The sequence below is a fragment of the Sphingomonas hominis genome (assembly GCF_013328205.1).
Taxonomy (GTDB): domain Bacteria; phylum Pseudomonadota; class Alphaproteobacteria; order Sphingomonadales; family Sphingomonadaceae; genus Sphingomonas; species Sphingomonas hominis.
Genome location: NZ_JABULH010000003.1, coordinates 359,247 through 377,282 on the forward strand (window position 1 = coordinate 359,247; position 18,036 = coordinate 377,282).

Below are 18,036 nucleotides of genomic sequence, written 5' to 3' on the forward strand. Positions count from 1 at the left end.
TGGGGGAATGGGGTGCGAACGCGCGAGCACGCGATCAGTCGCAGTCGCCGGCCTGGTCGACCACCGCGAGCGCCATAACGTGCGCCAGGTGGCTCAACCCTTGCGGGAGGTTGCCGAGGAAGGCGCCAGTCGCGGGGTCGATCATCTCGGCCAGAATGCCGTTGCCGTGCGACAATGCCGCGGTCAGCCGTTCGAGTCGCGTGCGCGCCTCATCGCGGTGGCCGAGTTCGGCCAGCGCCTCTACCATCCAGAACGAGCAGGCGATGAAGCAGCCTTCCTCCTGCTCCATACCCGAATAGCGGTAGTGGAACGGTCCCGCGCCCAGTTCGCGGTCGATCGCGTCGAGCGTCAGCTTCAATCGCTCGCGCCCGTCGAAGCCGAAGCGCACCGCGAGCGCCATGGACGCGTCGATCTTGTCACTACCGGGATACATGACGAACGCCTGCTGTGTCTCCGACCAGCATTCGTCCTCAATCCACTGCGCCACGCGGTCGCGCTCGCGTGACCAGCGTTCGCGGCAGGTGGTGGGAAGTTGGCCCTGATCGGCGAGCTCGACCGCGCGGGCGAGCGCTTGCCAGCAACTGACCTTGGACATGGTATAATGCTGCTCGTCCTCCAGCTCCCACATGCCCGCGTCGGGCGTGCGCCAGCGGTCGGCGCATTCGTCGGCCAGGTGCGAGAGCAGCTCCGCACTCGCGCTGTCTAGGATGTTGCCGCACGCGACGAAGCAGGCGGCGGTTTCGAAAATGTCGCCGTAAACGCCGTGCTGCTGCTGATCGGTCGCGAGATTGCCGGTGACGACGGGCTGCGACCCGCGATAGCCGGGCATCGCCCATTCGCGCACCGGCGGCACTGTCCCGCCATCCAGCGTGTAGCAGACGCGCGTGCCCGTTTCGCGCAACTGGTTGAGCAGCCAGGTGAAGGCCGCCTTCGCCTCTGCCTCCGCGCCCGCGGCCAGGAACGCCTTGATCGTGTATCCCGCGTCGCGGATCCAGGCGTAGCGATAGTCCCAGTTCTTGGCGCCGCCGATCCCCTCGGGCACCGAGGTCGTCGCCGCCGCCGCGATCGCGCCGGAGGGCGAGTGGAGCAGCAGCTTCAAGGCAAGTGCGCTGCGCAGGAACGCGTCGCGGTCCGCGCCATCGTAGGAGACGCGCGCGCACCAGTCGCGCCATTCCTGGTCCGATATGTCGATGCGCTCGTCGATCTGGCGGATGGCGGGCGCGACCAGCGGCTCGTCGCGGCCGGCGACGATCGCCACGGTGCAGCGCTCGCCGGGGCCGACGGTCAGCTCACCGGTGATCCCCTCGTCGGCCCAGTCGCAGCTGAGCAGATCGTCGTGGACGAACAACCCCAGCACGCGCTCGACGTGGAACACGGTGTGCTCGCCGATGGTGGAATGATACGGGTTGACCGTGTCGCCGCGCCGGCCGGGGCGCATCACGAGGTCGAAACGGACATGTCCGTCGATCCCCTCGACCCGCCGCGCGAGTTCAGCCCAAGGCAGGCGGCCGGCGGTGCCGCTGTTCATCGATTCGGTGAGCTTGGCGCGTCCCGAGGCGGTGGTGAACACCGTCTCCAGCACGTTGCTTCCGGTGCGATAGGCACGTTCGACCGTGAACGGCTCGCTTGGTTGCAGCACGAAGCGCCCGCCGTTCTCCGCGTCGAGCAAACGGTCGAACAAGGGAGCCGAGTCCATGTTGGGCACGCACCACCAGTCGATCGAGCCGTCGCTGCCCGACAGCGCGACCGAGCGGCCGTCGCCCAGCGCGCCATATTGTTCGAGCGGCAGGTAACCGTCGATCCGCACGCCGAGCACGTCTTGCTCGTGGCCGCGCTTCGAGAAGTCGGTCAGGTCGTTCACCGGCGGATCGGCGCGGTGGCGCGTGCGTGCGTGGTTTGCATCACTGCACAATGTTCTTGACCTGAGTTAGTTCGGCGCGGCGTACAGAAAGCCTGCACCGGCGTGCGGTCCACGCGCCAGCCGTGGTCGCCGGAGCGGATCGGCCGCTCGCCCGTTTCTGTGGGCACGAGCGCGGCAACGGCGTCGAAACAAGGAGTGTGGAGCATGATAGCGGACGAAACCGAGACGCTGGTAACGCGCACGGGTTTTCGCTTCTTTCTGCGCGCCGTGAGTCCGCACGACCGCACGACGCTCGCCACATTGGTCAGCACGGTGTCGGACGAGGATCTGCGCTTCCGCTTTCTGTCGGACGAGCGTGCAGTGAATGAGGAACGTTTCGCGCGGTTCATGTCCGACCCCGACGCGCGCGTCGCCAGCTTCCTCGCCTTCGACGAGAAGCGTGAGCCGATCGCCTCCGCCACGCTCAAGGGCGATCAGGCGGGCGGGCAGTGCGAGGTGGCGATCATGATCCGTGCCGCATCGAAGCGCCGTGGGATCGGCTGGACGCTGCTCGATTATCTCGTCGGCTATGCCGGCAATGTTGGCTATTCGACCGTGGCCTCGATCGAGGACCGCGACAATCACGCGTCGATCGCGCTTCAGCGGCAGATGGGCTTCACCAGCGAGCCGGTCGCGGACGAGCCGATGCTGGTGCGCGTGCACCGCCGCCTGCGTTAAAGGAAAGCGCAGCGCGCCGGTGATGACGGGGCACGCCGCTGTCAGCGGCAGGAGCGCGGTGATCGGGGTTCGGTCGGCGATGCGCTCCGTCGCGGACGGGCGATGACCGTCGAGGTTGCGTAGCGAGAAACAGGAGGCGGGCGTCGCCGCCAGCAACGCGGGGGGTCGATCGGCGGCGACCTCCGCTCTCCGCCCGATCGCCGACGACGCGTACAGCGGGCCGGTTCAGGTCAGACGGAAAACACGCGCGCGGCGTTGCCGCCGCCGCGTTTAGCCAATACGCCTGACGTCTTGGCCTAGAAATGGAGCCGTGGGCCAGGTGACCGGCCGTGCTTCCAATGCTTGACGCCGGGTCCGACGCGTCTCAACGTTTCCCGCGCGGGTCGCGCAGCACGGCGAGGCGATCGCGCATCCATTCGCGCTTGAACCGCGCGTAATCGTGGTCGCGCACGTGGATGTCCGCATCCTCGATCCACAATTCCAATTCGGTTAACGCATCGCGCTCGTCGTGATCGAGTGTGGCCGGACGAGGAACGCCGGCGCTCAATTCTTCCGCGACGATGTCGCCACCATTCGCCACACGGTGCAGCGCGGTCATGAGAAAGGAACGTTGATCGGCCACCGTGATATCTTGAACAACCCGGCTGAGCGGGCAATCGCGTTTGCTTACACTTCGATCGCACGGAGGCCGCCGCGCACGAAACGATGCTGTTCCGCGCTGTCCCTTGTTCGCCGGACCGATCGCCGCCAGCTTGGGCGACATGAAGAACATCGGTTTCCTGTCATTCGGCCATTGGTCGGCTTCTCAACAGTCCGCGACGCGATCGGCGCGGGACGTGCTGCTGCAATCGATCGACCTCGCGGTGGCGGCGGAGGAGCTGGGCGCCGACGGCGCTTATTTCCGCGTCCACCATTTCGCGCAGCAGCTCGCCTCGCCCTTTCCGCTGCTCGCCGCGGTCGGCGCGCGCACCAGCCGGATCGAGATCGGCACCGGCGTGATCGACATGCGCTACGAAAATCCGTTCTACATGGCGGAGGATGCGGGCTCGGCCGACCTGATCGGCGGTGGGCGACTGCAATTGGGGCTGAGCCGCGGCTCGCCCGAGCAGGTGATCGATGGCTGGCGCTATTTTGGTTACGCGCCGCCCGAGGGGCAGAGCGACGCCGACATGGGCCGTCGCCATGCCGAGGTGTTCCTGGAATTGCTGAAGGGCGAGGGGTTCGCGCAGCCCAACTCGCGTCCGATGTTCCCCAACCCGCCGGGGCTGCTGCGGTTGGAGCCGCATTCGCCCGGTTTGCGCGACCGCATCTGGTGGGGATCGGGGGCGAATGCGACCGCGGTCTGGGCGGCGCAGATGGGGATGAACCTGCAGAGCTCGACCCTCAAGGCCGACGAGAGCGGCGAGCCGTTCCACGTCCAGCAGGCCAGGCAGATCCGCCTCTACCGCGATGCATGGGCGGAGGCCGGGCACCAGCGCCAGCCGCGCGTGTCGGTGTCACGCTCGATCTTCGCGATCACCAACGACCGCGATCGGATGTATTTCGGTCGCGACGGCGAGGGTGGCGACCAGATCGGCGTGATCGACAACATGCGCGCCGTGTTCGGTCGCTCCTACGCCGCCGAGCCCGAACGATTGATCGAGCAGCTACGTGCCGACGAAGCGATCGCCGAGGCGGACACGTTGCTGCTCACCGTCCCCAACCAGCTCGGCGTCGATTACAACGCGCATGTGATCGAGAGCATCCTGGCCCATGTCGCGCCCGCGCTCGGCTGGCGCTGACGCGCGGTCGAGATCGGGGTCGGTCCGGGCGGCTCAGCCGATAACGCCGGCTCAGCCGATGACGCCGCCCGCGATCAACAGCATCGTCAGCGTCGCGATGAGGAGGAAACCGAGATAGTAGAGCCCGCCGGTGATCGGCACCTCCGATTTCTCGTGAAAGGCTTCGTTTTCCATCTGCTCGCTCATCGTGGCCGTCCCGTGCTGCGCGTCGTTGCATGGTGAACCGGCGGACCGCGCGATCGATCCACGGCCGGTGACGGCGGGGCGCGAACGTGCAGCGCATGAACGGGTGGCGGCGGGCTCGGAGCCGCACGGCGCGTCGCTCGTTGAGGTCGCATGGCAACAGCAGCACCGGTACGCGAGCGGGCAATCCGCACATGGCGCCCGCGCCGCGTTCTTCTGACCCGTGCGGCGAGCGGCTTCGCGCACGGCCGCGCGATCGCCGAGCGGGTGGCGGCCGCGGGGATCGAGCTGGTCGAACTGCCGGGTGACCGTCTCAACCTCGGTCTGTCGGACGATCCGCGCCGCGCCTACTCGGAGGCGAAGAACACGCTCGCGATCGTCGTCGCGCCGCCGTCGAAGCGCCGGCTGCAACCGATCGCGCCGAGTGCCGACTGGCGCGTCGACTTGGCGGAAGGGTGCCCGGCGCATTGCAGCTACTGTTATCTCGCCGGGTCGCTGAAAGGCCCGCCGATCACCCGCGTCTACGCCAACCTCGACGAGATATTGGGCGTGCTGCCCGACTATCTTGGGCAGGGCACGATCACCTCGCGTTCGAACGCGCGCGCGCATGAAGGGACGACGTTCGAGGCGTCATGCTACACCGATCCGCTCGCATTGGAGCCGCTGACGGGATCACTGTCGGCGGCGATCGCGTGGTTCGGGCGCTGGCCGGCGGAGGCGCAACTGCGCTTCACCTCCAAGTTCGCCGACGTGTCGCCGCTGCTTTCGCTCGACCACGGCGGCCGCACGCGGATGCGCGCGTCGCTCAACCCGCCCGCCTTCGCGCGGTTCGAGGGCGGCACGTCGCCGGTGCACGATCGGCTGGCGGCGCTGCGGCGGATGGCGCAGGCAGGTTACCCGGTCGGGCTGACGATCGCGCCGATCATCGCTGCGGACGGCTGGGAGGAGGCGTATGGCGCGCTGATCGCCGACGCGGCGGCACAGCTCGGCGATCTGCCCGCGCTCGACCTGACAGTGGAGCTCATCACGCACCGCTTCAACACCGGATCGAAGGCGGTGCTCGACAGCTGGTATCCCGGCTCCGCGCTCGACATGACTGCGACCAACCGCGTCACCAAGCGGACCAAGTTCGGTGCGGAGAAACAGGTGTACGACGCGGCGACGATGCGCAGCCTGCGCGGCTTCTTCGAACGCGCGATCGGCGACGCGCTGCCAGCGGCGCGCATCCTCTACTGGACGTGATCGAGCGAATTCCGTCGAACAGGTAGCAGTTACCTACCTATGAGCGGGTACATCTGCTCATCTTGTTCGCGCGCAGTCGCGCGGTCACACTCGCGATCGTGACAAAGGCAGGCAGGGACAGGCGCTTGGGTGAGGCGTGCCCGTATCAGTACGCGACGGCCCGAGCACGCAACGAAACGGCCGACCCCCGCGTCGCGGCGGGGGCCGGCCGTTCAGAATACGGGAAGGTTTACTTCTTCGGCGCGGTCAGGTGCGCGCTCAGGAACTTGTTCATCTCGAACATGCTCGCCGACTTCTTGCCGAAGATCTTCTCCAGCTTGTCGTCCGCGTTGATCTGGCGGCGGTCCTTGGCGTCCTGCAGGTCGTTCTTCTTGATGTACTCCCACACCTTGCTGACGACCTCGCTGCGCGGCAGGTCCTTCTTGCCGACGATCTCGGCCAAGTCCTCCGACGGGGTCACCGGTGCGGTGATGCCGCCGCGTGCGCCGCTGGCGGGCTTGCCGGTGGCCTTGACCTTCTTTTCCGCGGCTGCGGTTTCGTCCTTGCCGCGCTTCTCTGCCGAACGTGCCATCATCTACTCCCTGTGTGTCGACCGCCGCCCAACCGGGTAGCCGCCCGAAAACCGTGCAACCGTCGTGGCAACGCCCCAGAAACGCTGCCGTAATGACATGTCGTCGTACCGATTGCCGAGCAGGTCAACATCCCGCGTGGTGACGTGTTCCGCTTTTCGTGCAGCGCGTGCACGACGAAGGTGGTTAACGCGCGTGCGCGGCGGCGAGTGCGATGCCCGCAAGGTTTTGCGATCGCTTGACATAACGCACGCGCAGCGGCCCGGCTGCGCGGCGCAGCGCGAGGAAGTCGGCGAGATGCGCGGCGTGCGCCGCAGGGCATCGCACCCGCCCATTCGCCTGCGCGACGACCGCCGCGGCGTCGCCCAGCAGCACCGCATCCCCGAGTCCCAGCGCGGACGCGCGGCGCGCGGCGTCGATCAGCGCGAGCCATTCCGCGGTCATGCTGGTGCCCGCGCCCAGGTCGCGCGCGACGAACGCCCGGCCAGCGATCACCACCGCGGTCTCCATGCCCGCGGGCAGCGGACGGAGACCACCGTCGAAGAATATCTTCACAAGCGAGCCCAGGTGCCGGGCGCCAGGTCGCCGACCGTCCACTCGCCGATGCTCCAGCGGACCAGGCGAAGCGTCGGCAGGCCCACTGCCGCGGTCATGCGGCGCACCTGCCGGTTGCGGCCCTCGCGGATCGTCAGGCGCAGCCAGCAATCGGGCACGCTCGCGCGGTAGCGGATCGGCGGGTTGCGCGGCCACAGGTCGGGTGGGGCGATCGCCTCGACCTCGGCGGGACGGGTCGGGCCGTCGTTGAGCATCACGCCCGCGCGCAGCGACGCGAGCGCCGCGTCGTTCGCCACGCCCTCGACCTGCACCAGATAGGTCTTGGGCAGCTTGAACTTCGGATCGGCGATCCGCGCCTGCATCCGACCGTCGTCGGTCAGCAGCAGCAGTCCCTCGCTGTCGCGGTCGAGCCGGCCGGCGGGGTAGACGCCGGGCACCTCGATGAAGTCCGACAGCGTCGCGCGCTTCGTCGGCGATTTCGCGTCGGTAAATTGCGTCAGGACGCCGAACGGCTTGTTGAACGCGATCAGCGTCACGCCGCGCGTCGTCCGGCTCCGCTCGCGCCCATCGCGAGCGCGACCGCTTCCGCGACCTTGATCCCGTCGACGCCGGCCGACAGGATGCCGCCCGCATAGCCCGCGCCCTCGCCCGCGGGGAACAGCCCGGCGGTGTTGAGGCTCTGCATATCCTCGCCGCGCGTGAAGCGGACGGGGGAGGAGGTGCGCGTCTCGACGCCGGTCATCACCACGTCGGGGTGGTCGTAGCCCTTGATCTGGCGGCCGAACACCGGGATCGCCTCGCGCATCGCCGCTACCGCGAAATCGGGCAGACAACTCGCGAGGTCGGTCGGGGTCACGCCGGGCTTGTACGACGGCACGACCGAGCCGAGCGAGGTCGAGGCGCGCCCGGCGAGGAAGTCGCCGACGCGCTGCGCGGGCGCGTGATAATTGCTGCCGCCCGCCACGAACGCCTGCTCCTCCAACCGCCGCTGGAGCGCGATGCCGGCGAGCGGATCGCCCGGATAGTCGCGCAGCGGATCGATCGCGACGACGAAGCCCGAGTTCGCGTTGCGCTCGTTGCGCGAATATTGGCTCATGCCGTTGGTCGCGACGCGGCCTTCCTCGGAGGTCGCGGCGACCACGGTGCCGCCCGGGCACATGCAGAAGCTGTAGACCGTTCGCCCGTTCGAGCAATGGTGCGAGATATGATATTCCGCCGCGCCCAGGATCGGGTTGCCCGCGTCGTGGCCGAAGCGTGCGCGGTCGATCCACGATTGCGGATGCTCGATGCGGACCCCGACCGAGAAGGGCTTGGCCTCGGCGTGGACGCCGGCGGCGTGGAGCATCTCGAACGTGTCGCGCGCGCTGTGGCCGATCGCCATCACGACGTGGCTCGCCTCCAGGTAGCTGCCGTCGGCCAGGTGGAGCCCCTGGATACGCCGCGCGCCCGCGCCGTCGGTCGCGATGTCGAGCCCGTCGACGCGGGTCGAGAAGCGATACTCGCCGCCCAGCTCCTCGATCGTGGCGCGCATGCTTTCCACCATCGTGACGAGGCGGAAGGTGCCGATATGCGGGTGCGCCTCGGTCAGGATCTCAGGGGGAGCGCCCGCGGCGACGAACTCGGTCAGCACCTTGCGCGCGAGGTGACGGGGGTCCTTGATCCGGCTGTAGAGTTTCCCGTCGGAGAAGGTGCCGGCGCCGCCCTCGCCATATTGAACGTTCGATTCGGGGTTGAGCACGCTGCGCCGCCACAGCCCCCAGGTGTCCTTGGTCCGTTCGCGCACCACCTTGCCGCGTTCGAGCACGATCGGGCGGTAACCCATCTGCGCCAGGATCAGCGCGGCGACCAGGCCGCACGGCCCCGCGCCGATCACCACCGGGCGCATCGCGCCTTCGGGTGCGGTCGCCACCGGCTTGTAGCGCGTGTCGGGGGTCAGGCCGACGTCGCGGTCGCGGCGCAGCTTCGCGAGCACCGTGCCCTCGTTCTTCACCGCCACATCGAGCGCGTAGACGAGCGCAATGTTGCTGCGGTCGCGCGCGTCGTGGCCGCGGCGCGCGACCGAGAAGCGGATCAGGTCGCGCGGCGTGATCTTCAACCGCTTGACTATCGCGGCGGGCAGCGCCTCGTCGGCGTGGTGCAGCGGCAGCTTCAGTTCGTTCACGCGGATCATCACAACACCTTACACGGTCCCGCTGCGGCCGGAAACCGGCCTAACTCCGTCGCCGGGAGGTCGGCCGCTCGCCCATCTGATCGAGCGCGTCGGCATTGTCGCGGCCCCAGCCGTAGAGCAGCTCGACCGGCTCAACGAAGCGCTGTCCCAGCGGGGTCAGGCGATACTCGACCGCGGGCGGGATCGTGCCCTGAACGTGGCGCGAGACGAAGCCGCTCGCTTCCATGTCGCGCAATGTCTGCGTCAGCATCTTCTTGGAAATGCCCGGCAGGCTGCGCTGGAGCACGCCGGTCCGCGCCGCGCCGCTATGACGCGCGTCGAGCGTGTGGAGGATCATGCTGGTCCACTTGGTCGCGAATAGTTCGAGCACGCGGCGCGGCGCGCAATCCTCGCGCCACTCGTCCTGGGTCGTGCTCGTCACTGGTTACCTCATGGTGCCTATGTCCCCGAACGGTGCCGTCTAGAAGCCGGCGTGCGCGCTGCCTAGCTCGGGCGTCGAGAATCGGGAGTTCAAACATGGCGAAGACGGCATTGGTGGTGGGCGCGAGCGGGATCGTCGGCAGCGCGACCGCGGCGCTGCTGGTGGACGGGGGCTGGACCGTCCACGGGCTCGCGCGGCGCAGCGTCGAGCAGGAGGGCGTGCAGCCGGTCACCGCCGATTTGCAGGACGCGGAGGCGACGCGTGCGGCGCTGAGCGACGTGCACCCCGACGCGGTGTTCATCACCACGTGGCTGCGGCAGGACAGCGAGGCGGAGAACATCCGCGTCAACTCGGCGATGGTGCGCAACCTGCTGAACGGCCTGCCCAAGCCCGGCGGCCCGCGCCACGTCGCGCTGGTCACCGGGCTCAAACATTACCTCGGCCCGTTCGAGGCGTACGGCAAGGGCAGTCTGCCGCAGACGCCATTCCGTGAGGAACAGGGGCGGCTCGACGTCGAGAACTTCTATTACGCGCAGGAGGACGAGCTGTTCGCGGCGGCCCAGCGCGACGGCTTCACCTGGAGCGTGCATCGCCCGCACACCGTGATCGGCAAGGCGGTCGGCAACGCGATGAACATGGGCACGACGCTCGCGGTCTATGCCACAATCTGCCGCGAGATCGGGCGACCGTTCACCTTCCCGGGCTCGGCGGCGCAGTGGAACGGTTTGACCGACATGACCGACGCGCGCCAACTCGCGCGGCAGTTGTTGTGGGCGACCGAAACCGAGGCGGCGCACGACGAAGCGTTCAACATCGTCAACGGCGACGTGTTTCGCTGGAGCTGGATGTGGGGTCGCATCGCCGACTGGTTCGGGGTCGAGGCGGCACCATTCGACGGCATTGTGCGCCCGCTGGAGCAGCAGATGGCGGATGACGCTGGCGTGTGGCGCGAGATCGCGGCGCGCGAGGGACTGGCCGAGCCGAACCTCGATCGGCTCGCCTCGCCGTGGCACACCGACGCCGATCTCGGCCGCCCGATCGAGGTGGTGACCGACATGGGCAAGAGCCGGCGGCTGGGCTTCACTGCCTATCAGGCGACCGACGACGCCTTCTTCGACCTGTTCGCGCAGCTGCGCGCCGACCGGCTGATCCCGTAATGCGCCGATCCATCGCCGTGCCGGCCGCTTTGACTTGGGTGCCTCGCCCTCGTTACAGCGGCGGCACAGCGAAGGGGATACGATGCCGGGCGAGTGGCAGTTCTGGATCGACCGCGGCGGTACCTTCACCGACGTGGTCGCGGTCGATCCGGCGGGGAAGCTGACCACCGCCAAATTGCTGTCCGAGGACCCCGGCCGCTACGACGACGCGGCGGTGCACGCGATCCGGCAATTGACCGGCGTAGGTTCGGGCGACCTGCCGCGCGCCGACATCCGGCTCGGCACCACGGTGGCGACCAATGCGCTGCTCGAACGCAAGGGTGCACCGACCCTGCTCGCGATCACGCGCGGTTTCCGCGACGCGCTGGTGATCGGCTATCAGGATCGCGCCGACATCTTCGCGCGTCACATCCGCCGCGCCGCGCCGCTCTACACGCAAGTGGTCGAGGTGGACGAGCGCGTCGACGCCGATGGCGGGGTCGTGCGTCCGCTCGACGGCGACGCGGCGGCGCAGGCGTTCCAGGCCGCGTACGACGACGGCGTCCGGGCGATCGCGATCGTGCTGGTCCACGGCTATCGCTATCCCGCGCACGAGCAGGCGCTGGCGGAGATCGCGCGCGCGATCGGCTTCACGCAGGTGTCGGTCAGCCACCAGGTCTCGCCGCTGATCAAGCTGGTCGCGCGCGGCGACACGGCGGTGGTCGATGCCTATCTGTCGCCGGTGCTCGGCGCTTACGTCGACGGCTTCGGCCGCGCGCTCGGCAGCGGACAGTCGCCCTTGTTCATGCAATCGAGTGGCGGGCTGATCGACGGCGCGGCGTTCAGCGGCAAGGACGCGCTCCTGTCCGGCCCCGCGGGTGGCATCGTCGGCATGGCGCGCACGGCCAAGGCCGCGGGGTTCAGCCACGTCATCGGGTTCGACATGGGTGGCACCTCGACCGACGTGTCGCTCTACGCCGGGCGCTACGAGCGGCGCAACGACGCGGTGATCGCGGGCGTGCGGGTGGCGGCGCCGACGATGCGGATCGACACGGTTGCGGCGGGCGGCGGGTCGATCTGCGCGCTGGTCGGCGGGCGGCTGGTGGTCGGCCCTGAGTCGGCGGGCGCGGTGCCGGGGCCGGCCTGTTACCGCCGCGGCGGGCCGCTGACCGTCACCGACTGCAATTTGCTCCTCGGCAAAATCCAACCCGCACACTTCCCCAGCCTGTTTGGCCCCGCAGGCGACGAGCCGCTCGACCCTGCCGCGTCGATGGCGAGATTGGACGCCTTGCTCGACGAGGTCGAGGCCGCGACCGGCACGCGCCCGACGCGCGAGGCCGCGGCGGAAGGGCTAGTCGGCATCGCGGTCGCCAACATGGCCAAGGCGATCAAGGCGATCTCGGTCGCGCGCGGGCACGATCCGGCGGATTACGTGCTCGCCTGCTTCGGTGGCGCGGGCGGGCAGCACGCCTGCCTCGTCGCCGACGCGCTCGGGATGGAGCGGGTGATGATCCACCCGCTCGCGGGGGTACTGTCGGCCTACGGCATGGGATTGGCCGATCGCCGCGTGTTGCGCGAGGCGACGCTGTCCGCACCGCTCGCCGACCGCGCCGCGCTCGACGCGACGGTCACGCGGTTGGAGGACGAGGCGCGCGGCGCGCTGGTCGCACAGGGGCTCGATCCCGCGGCGCTGCGCACCGAGGCACGCGTCGAGCTGCGCCACGCACGGGCGGACTACGGGATCGAGGTCGCGCTGAGCACGTCAGAGGCGATGGCGGCCGATTTCCAGGCGCAGCACCGCCGGCAGTTCGGCTACGCGCGCGAGGGTGCGCTAGTCGCCGAACTCGTCCGCGTCGAAGGGATTGCCGACAGCGGCACCCGCGCCGATCGGGTCGTTTCGCTACCCTCCGACAGCGCACCCGCGCTCGTGCAGGTGCCCGTCCACCTCGCCGGCGAGACGCGCGACGCCGCACTGTACGACCGCGCGACGCTCGCCGCCGGAGCCGAGATCACCGGCCCCGCGCTGATCGTCGACGCGGTGTCGACCAATGTGCTCGAGCCCGGCTGGACCGCGCAGGTCGACGCGCTCGGCAATCTGATCCTGACCCGCCACGCCGCGCGCGCGGTTGCCGCGCAGGACGAAGCGCTCGATCCACTCCGGCTGGAGATCTTCGCCGGGCTGTTCATGGGACTGGCGGAGGAGATGGGCGCCGCACTCCAGCGCAGCGCGTCGTCGGTCAATATCCGCGAACGGCTCGATTTCTCCTGCGCGATCTTCGATTGCTACGGCAACCTCGTCGCCAACGCGCCGCATATCCCGGTGCACCTGGGATCGATGGGGGAGAGCATCCGCACCGTGATCGCGCGCCGATCGGCCGCGGCGGACGGGCGCGGGATGCGGCCGGGCGACGTCTACGCGCTCAACGCGCCGTACCAGGGCGGCACGCATTTGCCCGACATCACCGTCATCATGCCGGTGTTCGCGGGTGAGGGGACGGAGCCCGCCTTCTTCGTCGCCGCGCGCGGGCACCATGCCGATGTCGGCGGTACCAGCCCCGGATCGATGCCGCCCGACAGTGTCAGCATCGAGCAGGAGGGCGTTATCCTCGACAACATCCTGCTGGTCGAGGACGGCGCGATGCGCAGCGACGACCTGCGCGCGCTGCTCGCGTCGGGGCCGTGGCCGTCGCGCAACGTCGAGCAGAATCTGGCCGATCTCGCCGCGCAGGTGGCGGCGTGCGCGCGCGGTGCCGATGGCCTCGCGCGGATGGTGGAGAGCCATGGTCTCGCGACGGTGTCGGCGTACATGGAGCATCTGCAAGCCCATGCCAACGACGCCGTCCGCGCGATGCTGCCCGACCTGCCCGACGGCGACTTCGCGTACGAGATGGACAATGGCGCCACCGTGCGCGTGTCGTTCCGCGTCGATCGCGAAGGCCGCACCGCCTGCGTCGACTTCGCCGGTACCTCCGCGCAATTGCCGAGCAACTTCAACGCCCCCGTCTCGGTCGTGCGCGCCGCGGTGCTCTACGTCATGCGCACGCTGATCGACGCGGCGATCCCGCTGAATGACGGCTTCCTCCGCTCGGTACGCGTCCTCGTGCCCGAAGGCTCGATGCTCAATCCCCGGCACCCCGCCGCGGTCGTCGCGGGCAATGTCGAGACGAGCCAGGTCGTCACCGACGCGTTGCTCGGCGCGCTCCGGGCGCAAGCGGCGTCGCAGGGGACGATGAACAACTTCACCTTCGGCGACGCGCGCCACCAATATTATGAGACGATCGCGGGCGGCACCGGTGCGGGTGCGGACTTCCCCGGTACTGCTGTGGTGCAGAGCCACATGACCAACAGCCGGCTGACCGATCCCGAGGTGCTGGAGGTGCGCTTCCCGGTGCTGCTGGAGGAGTTTTCGCGTCGGCTGGGCTCGGGCGGGGCGGGCGCGCAGCCCGGCGGCGACGGTGCGACGCGTCGCATCCGGTTTCGTACAGGCATGCGCGCCGCGATCCTCTCCAACCGGCGCCGCGTCGCGCCGTTCGGGCTCGCGGGCGGCGCGGATGGTGCGCCGGGCGCGAACAGCGTCGAGCGCGCCGACGGTTCGGTCGAGCAACTCGGATCGACCGCCGCGGTCGAGATGCGCGCGGGCGACGTGTTCGTGATCCTGACGCCGGGCGGCGGCGGCTACGGTGCGCCCGGAAACGAGGACGCGCGCTGATGCTGGTGCTCGCCGGCATCGCGGTGATCGCATTGGGGTTCCTGCTGCGCTTCAACCCGATGCTGGTGGTGGTCGTCTCCGCGCTGGTGACGGGGCTCGCCGCCGGGCTCGATCCGCTCCGCATCCTGGGCACGTTCGGCAAGGCGTTCAACGACAGCCGCTACGTGTCCGCGATCTACATCGTGCTGCCCGTGATCGGCGTGCTGGAGCGCTACGGATTGCAGGCGCGCGCCCGTGCGCTGATCGGGCGGATGCGCGGCGTGACCGCGGGGCGGCTGCTCGTCGGCTATTTGCTGTTCCGGCAAGTCTTCGCAGCCCTCGGCCTGACCTCGGTCGCGGGGCATCCGCAGACCGTCCGCCCGCTCGTCGCGCCGATGGCGGAGGCGGCGGCGGAGGTGCAGGCGGGCGGCGCGGGCGAGAGCGAGCGCGTAAAGGCGATGGCCGCTGCCACCGACAATATCGGGCTATTCTTCGGCGAGGACATCTTCCTCGCGATCGGGTCGATCCTGCTGATGAAGGGCGTGCTGCAAGGGTACGGCATCGAGCTGGAGCCGTTCCAGCTCTCCGTCTGGGCGATCCCGACCGCGATCGCGGCGTTCGCGATCCACGGCGCGCGGCTGCTGCTGCTCGACAGACGGCTGGCGCGGCGCGCATGATTGGGCTCGGTTTCGTCTACACGGTCGCCGGCGCCGCCTTCGCCGGTTTCGCGCTGCTGGCCGCGGTCGAGCGCCCGCGCCGGCTCGCCAACGCCGCCTTCTACGCGCTGACCGCGACGAGCTTCTGGCTGGGCGACCGGCTAGGCGATGTCGGCAACGGGTTGCTCGTGCTGGCACTCGTCGCGGTCGCGGCGTCGGGGCGGATGACGCGCGGCCAGGTGTCGGCCGATCCGCCGGCGCCGCGCGGGGCGGGGTTGTTCGTGCCTGCGCTGATGATCCCCGCCGCCGCGCTCGCCGGCACGATCGCGTTCAAGGCATTGCCGACGCTGGTGGATCCCAAACAGGCGACGCTGGTCGCGCTGACGATCGGCGTGCTCGCCGCGGTCGCCACCTGCCTCGTCTGGCTGCGTCCCGGCATCGCCGCCCCCTTGCGCGAAGGACGCCGGCTGATGGACGACGTCGGCTGGGCGGCGGTCCTGCCGCAGATGCTGGCGAGCCTTGGCGCGGTGTTCGCGGTGTCGGGCGTGGGGGAGGTCGTCGGACGGCTCGCCGCCTTCGCGATCCCGAGCGACAGCCTGTTCGGCGCGGTTGCCGCCTACGGGATCGGCATGGCGCTGTTCACGATGGTGATGGGTAATGCCTTCGCCGCCTTTCCGGTGATGGCAGCGGCGATCGGCGTGCCAATCCTGATGCATGGTACGGGCGCCGGCACAGGAGGGGGCGGAGTCGGCAACGCCGCGCCGATCGCCGCGATCGGGATGCTCGCTGGTTTCTGCGGCACGTTGATGACGCCGATGGCCGCCAACTTTAATCTCGTTCCCGCCGCGCTGCTCGAGCTCAAGGACCGCAGCGGGGTGATCCGCGCGCAGGTGCCGACCGCGCTGCCGCTGCTCGCGTTCAACATCCTGCTGCTCTACGCGGTGCTGCGATGACCGATCTGACTGCCGCGCATGCCGCAACCTTTGCCCGCCTGACGCTCGGCCATGTCGGCCAGGAATATCCGCATAAGCTCGACCAGGTGCTGACCGGTGACGCGGACCTGGCACCCCCGCGCGTGCTCCACCCGATCTTCTTCGGCAGTTTCGACTGGCACAGTTGCGTCCACGGCTGGTGGCAACTCCTCACGCTGCTGCGCCTCCACCCGGACATCGCGCCCGCGGTGGAGATCCGGGAGCGTGCCGACGCCATGTTCACCCCCGCCAACGTCGCGGGCGAGCTCGCCTTCCTCGACCGCCCGTACAGCGCGGGGTTCGAGCGGCCGTACGGCTGGGCGTGGCTGCTCGCGCTCCACGGCGAGGCGGTGCGGCACGATGCCGCATGGGGTGAAGCGCTGGCGCCGCTCGCGCGCGCCTTCGCCGACCGCTTCATAGGCTTCCTGCCCAAGCTGACCTATCCGCTGCGCGTCGGCACGCATTTCAACACCGCCTTCGCCCTCACGCTCGCGCATGACTGGGCACGCGAGCACGATCCAGCGCTCGCGCAGTTGATCGAGCAGCGCGCGCGCGACTGGTTCGCGAACGACCGCGGATGTCAGGCGTGGGAGCCGGGCGGGGACGAGTTCCTGTCGCCCGCGCTGTGTGAGGCGCTGTTGATGAGCCGCGTGCTGGGCGCGCCCGCGTTCCGCGACTGGTTCGACGCCTTCCTGCCCGACCTCGCGTGCGGCGAGCCTGAGACGCTGTTCACGCCCGCGATCGTCTCCGACCGCAGCGACGGCAAGATCGCGCATTTGGACGGGCTGAACCTCAGCCGCGCGTGGTGCTGGCGCGCGCTGGCGGACGCGCTCGGCGACGATCACCCGGTCGCGGCGCGGGCTCGTGACGCGGCCGAGCGGCATCTCGACGCCAGCCTGCCGCACCTCGCCGACGATTACATGGGCACGCACTGGCTCGCGAGCTTCGCGCTGCTCGCGCTCATCGCCTGACCTGGACCCGCTGTCTAATCAGGCGACACCTTTCCGCGCTTCGTCCGTTCATGTTGCCCTGTTGGTGAGGCAGCGGAAGCGGACGGAGGTGACATGCTGAAGGTGGTGATAGGCGCGCTGGGTCTGGCCTTGACCGGTGCCACCGCCGCGCCGATCGCCATTGCCTCACCACCCGCGCCCGTCGCCGCGCAGGCGACGCCGGCACCAGCCGCCGTGGCGCCAAGGCCCGCGCCGCGCACCATCCTGTTCATCGGCAACAGCTTTACCTTTGGTGCCAACTCGCCCGTGCGCAACTGGCGGGCGGACAGCGTCACCGACCTGAACGGCGCCGGCTACGGCGGGGTGCCGGCCTTGTTCAAGGCGTTCACGCTTCAGGCCGGGCTCGATTACCAGGTCAGTCTGGAGGTGCAGGGCGGCCGCACGCTCGGCTTTCATTACGACCAGCGCCGCCGCCTGTTCGACCGCGCGTGGGACGTCGTCGTGTTGCAGGAATATAGTACGCTCGACCCCGATCGCCCGGGCGATCCGCGTAACTACATCAACGATGTCGCGCGGCTGTCGCGGTTGTTCGTGCGGCGCAACCCGCTGGTCCAGGTGCACCTGACCGCGACCTGGTCGCGCGCCGATCAGGTTTATCGCGCGACCCGCGGGCCTTGGGCGGGCAAGCCGATCTACGCGATGGCGCTCGACCTGCGCGCCGCCGCCGATCGCGCGCGCGCGGTCATCCCGTTGGTCACCGGTATCGCGCCGGTCGGGCAGGCGTGGAACCGCGCGATCTCGACCGGGATCGCCGATCCCAACCCGTATGACGGCATCGGCTACGGCCAGCTCGACCTGTGGAGTTTCGACCGGTACCACGCCAGCACCGCGGGCTATTATCTCGAAGCATTGGTGGTGTTCGGCCGCGTCACCGGCATCGACCCGACGACACTCGGGCCCGGCGAGCAGGCCGCCGACGCGCTCGGCCTGTCACGCGAGGAGGCGAGCGCGTTGCAGCGCGTCGCGCGCGACGAACTCGCGGCGGGGTAGGGGGGTCTCGCACCTTCTTGCGTCACCCCGAACCTGATTCGGCGAGGCAGGTCAGGAGAAGGCAGGGGCTTCCCGGGTCAAGTCCG

General features: G+C 69.3%; 17 protein-coding genes. 9 read left to right on the top strand and 8 right to left on the bottom strand.

The features are described 5' to 3' along the window. Nucleotides 1-34: 34 nt before the first annotated feature. Complete coding sequence (locus tag HRV97_RS10020) at nt 35-1,852, bottom strand: glycoside hydrolase family 15 protein (protein ID WP_246248669.1); 1,818 nt, start codon at nt 1,850-1,852, stop codon at nt 35-37. A 213-nt stretch (nt 1,853-2,065) separates the two neighbouring features. On the opposite strand from HRV97_RS10020, the gene HRV97_RS10025 reads away from it, so the two are divergent. Next, complete coding sequence (locus HRV97_RS10025) at nt 2,066-2,578, top strand: GNAT family N-acetyltransferase (protein WP_174194106.1); 513 nt, start codon at nt 2,066-2,068, stop codon at nt 2,576-2,578. Nucleotides 2,579-2,942: 364 nt separating this feature from the next. Here the strand turns inward: HRV97_RS10025 and HRV97_RS10030 are convergent, their stop codons facing one another. After that, on the bottom strand, nt 2,943-3,350 hold the full coding sequence (locus HRV97_RS10030) for a hypothetical protein (protein ID WP_223176729.1): 408 nt from the start codon (nt 3,348-3,350) through the stop codon (nt 2,943-2,945). On the opposite strand from HRV97_RS10030, the gene HRV97_RS10035 reads away from it, so the two are divergent. Beyond that, complete coding sequence (locus HRV97_RS10035; protein WP_174194108.1) at nt 3,340-4,359, top strand: LLM class flavin-dependent oxidoreductase; 1,020 nt, start codon at nt 3,340-3,342, stop codon at nt 4,357-4,359. The genes HRV97_RS10030 and HRV97_RS10035 overlap by 11 nt on opposite strands. Before the next feature lie 51 nt (nt 4,360-4,410). Here the strand turns inward: HRV97_RS10035 and HRV97_RS17675 are convergent, their stop codons facing one another. After that, entirely contained in the window at nt 4,411-4,545 is a 135-nt protein-coding gene (locus tag HRV97_RS17675) for a hypothetical protein (protein WP_281356803.1), read from the bottom strand. Nucleotides 4,546-4,695: 150 nt separating this feature from the next. On the opposite strand from HRV97_RS17675, the gene HRV97_RS10040 reads away from it, so the two are divergent. Beyond that, entirely contained in the window at nt 4,696-5,784 is a 1,089-nt protein-coding gene (locus HRV97_RS10040) for an SPL family radical SAM protein (protein ID WP_174194109.1), read from the top strand. A gap of 229 nt (nt 5,785-6,013) precedes the next feature. On the opposite strand, the gene HRV97_RS17680 is transcribed toward HRV97_RS10040, so the two are convergent. From HRV97_RS17680 to HRV97_RS10065, 5 genes are all read right to left on the bottom strand, one after another. Continuing rightward, nucleotides 6,014-6,355, bottom strand: a complete 342-nt coding sequence (locus tag HRV97_RS17680; protein ID WP_174194110.1) for an SWIB/MDM2 domain-containing protein — start codon at nt 6,353-6,355, stop codon at nt 6,014-6,016. Nucleotides 6,356-6,539: 184 nt separating this feature from the next. Continuing rightward, a complete protein-coding gene (locus HRV97_RS10050) occupies nt 6,540-6,908 on the bottom strand; it encodes a reverse transcriptase-like protein (protein ID WP_343044482.1) in 369 nt (122 codons plus the stop codon). After that, on the bottom strand, nt 6,905-7,444 hold the full coding sequence (locus HRV97_RS10055) for a pseudouridine synthase (RefSeq protein WP_174194111.1): 540 nt from the start codon (nt 7,442-7,444) through the stop codon (nt 6,905-6,907). The genes HRV97_RS10050 and HRV97_RS10055 overlap by 4 nt, the downstream gene beginning before the upstream one ends. Further along, complete coding sequence (locus tag HRV97_RS10060) at nt 7,441-9,078, bottom strand: NAD(P)/FAD-dependent oxidoreductase (RefSeq protein WP_174194112.1); 1,638 nt, start codon at nt 9,076-9,078, stop codon at nt 7,441-7,443. The genes HRV97_RS10055 and HRV97_RS10060 overlap by 4 nt, the downstream gene beginning before the upstream one ends. Nucleotides 9,079-9,118: 40 nt before the next feature. Then, nucleotides 9,119-9,499 (bottom strand): winged helix-turn-helix transcriptional regulator, encoded by a 381-nt coding sequence (locus tag HRV97_RS10065; RefSeq protein WP_174194113.1) that lies wholly within the window; start codon nt 9,497-9,499, stop codon nt 9,119-9,121. A gap of 95 nt (nt 9,500-9,594) precedes the next feature. Between HRV97_RS10065 and HRV97_RS10070 the strand changes: the two genes are divergently transcribed. From HRV97_RS10070 to HRV97_RS10095, 6 genes are all read left to right on the top strand, one after another. Continuing rightward, complete coding sequence (locus tag HRV97_RS10070; protein WP_174194114.1) at nt 9,595-10,656, top strand: SDR family oxidoreductase; 1,062 nt, start codon at nt 9,595-9,597, stop codon at nt 10,654-10,656. 82 nt (nt 10,657-10,738) lie between these two features. Then, entirely contained in the window at nt 10,739-14,344 is a 3,606-nt protein-coding gene (locus HRV97_RS10075) for a hydantoinase B/oxoprolinase family protein (RefSeq protein ID WP_174194115.1), read from the top strand. Further along, nucleotides 14,344-15,000, top strand: a complete 657-nt coding sequence (locus HRV97_RS10080; protein WP_174194116.1) for a DUF969 domain-containing protein — start codon at nt 14,344-14,346, stop codon at nt 14,998-15,000. The genes HRV97_RS10075 and HRV97_RS10080 overlap by 1 nt, the downstream gene beginning before the upstream one ends. Continuing rightward, nucleotides 14,997-15,932, top strand: coding sequence for a 5-oxoproline transporter, DUF979 family subunit (locus HRV97_RS10085; protein ID WP_174194117.1), 936 nt, complete (start codon nt 14,997-14,999; stop codon nt 15,930-15,932). The genes HRV97_RS10080 and HRV97_RS10085 overlap by 4 nt, the downstream gene beginning before the upstream one ends. After that, on the top strand, nt 15,929-16,921 hold the full coding sequence (locus HRV97_RS10090; protein WP_174194118.1) for a DUF2891 domain-containing protein: 993 nt from the start codon (nt 15,929-15,931) through the stop codon (nt 16,919-16,921). The genes HRV97_RS10085 and HRV97_RS10090 overlap by 4 nt, the downstream gene beginning before the upstream one ends. Before the next feature lie 93 nt (nt 16,922-17,014). After that, nucleotides 17,015-17,950, top strand: a complete 936-nt coding sequence (locus HRV97_RS10095) for a PEP-CTERM sorting domain-containing protein (protein ID WP_174194119.1) — start codon at nt 17,015-17,017, stop codon at nt 17,948-17,950. The last annotated feature ends 86 nt before the right edge of the window (nt 17,951-18,036 follow it).

Coding starts and splice junctions, on each gene's coding strand:
- HRV97_RS10025 (WP_174194106.1), top strand. CDS start 2,066: ATGATAGCGGACGAAACCGAGACGCTGGTAACGCGCACGGGTTTTCGC.
- HRV97_RS10035 (WP_174194108.1), top strand. CDS start 3,340: ATGAAGAACATCGGTTTCCTGTCATTCGGCCATTGGTCGGCTTCTCAA.
- HRV97_RS10030 (WP_223176729.1), bottom strand. CDS start 3,350: ATGTTCTTCATGTCGCCCAAGCTGGCGGCGATCGGTCCGGCGAACAAG.
- HRV97_RS17675 (WP_281356803.1), bottom strand. CDS start 4,545: ATGAGCGAGCAGATGGAAAACGAAGCCTTTCACGAGAAATCGGAGGTG.
- HRV97_RS10040 (WP_174194109.1), top strand. CDS start 4,696: ATGGCAACAGCAGCACCGGTACGCGAGCGGGCAATCCGCACATGGCGC.
- HRV97_RS17680 (WP_174194110.1), bottom strand. CDS start 6,355: ATGGCACGTTCGGCAGAGAAGCGCGGCAAGGACGAAACCGCAGCCGCG.
- HRV97_RS10060 (WP_174194112.1), bottom strand. CDS start 9,078: ATGATCCGCGTGAACGAACTGAAGCTGCCGCTGCACCACGCCGACGAG.
- HRV97_RS10070 (WP_174194114.1), top strand. CDS start 9,595: ATGGCGAAGACGGCATTGGTGGTGGGCGCGAGCGGGATCGTCGGCAGC.
- HRV97_RS10075 (WP_174194115.1), top strand. CDS start 10,739: ATGCCGGGCGAGTGGCAGTTCTGGATCGACCGCGGCGGTACCTTCACC.
- HRV97_RS10080 (WP_174194116.1), top strand. CDS start 14,344: ATGCTGGTGCTCGCCGGCATCGCGGTGATCGCATTGGGGTTCCTGCTG.
- HRV97_RS10085 (WP_174194117.1), top strand. CDS start 14,997: ATGATTGGGCTCGGTTTCGTCTACACGGTCGCCGGCGCCGCCTTCGCC.
- HRV97_RS10090 (WP_174194118.1), top strand. CDS start 15,929: ATGACCGATCTGACTGCCGCGCATGCCGCAACCTTTGCCCGCCTGACG.
- HRV97_RS10095 (WP_174194119.1), top strand. CDS start 17,015: ATGCTGAAGGTGGTGATAGGCGCGCTGGGTCTGGCCTTGACCGGTGCC.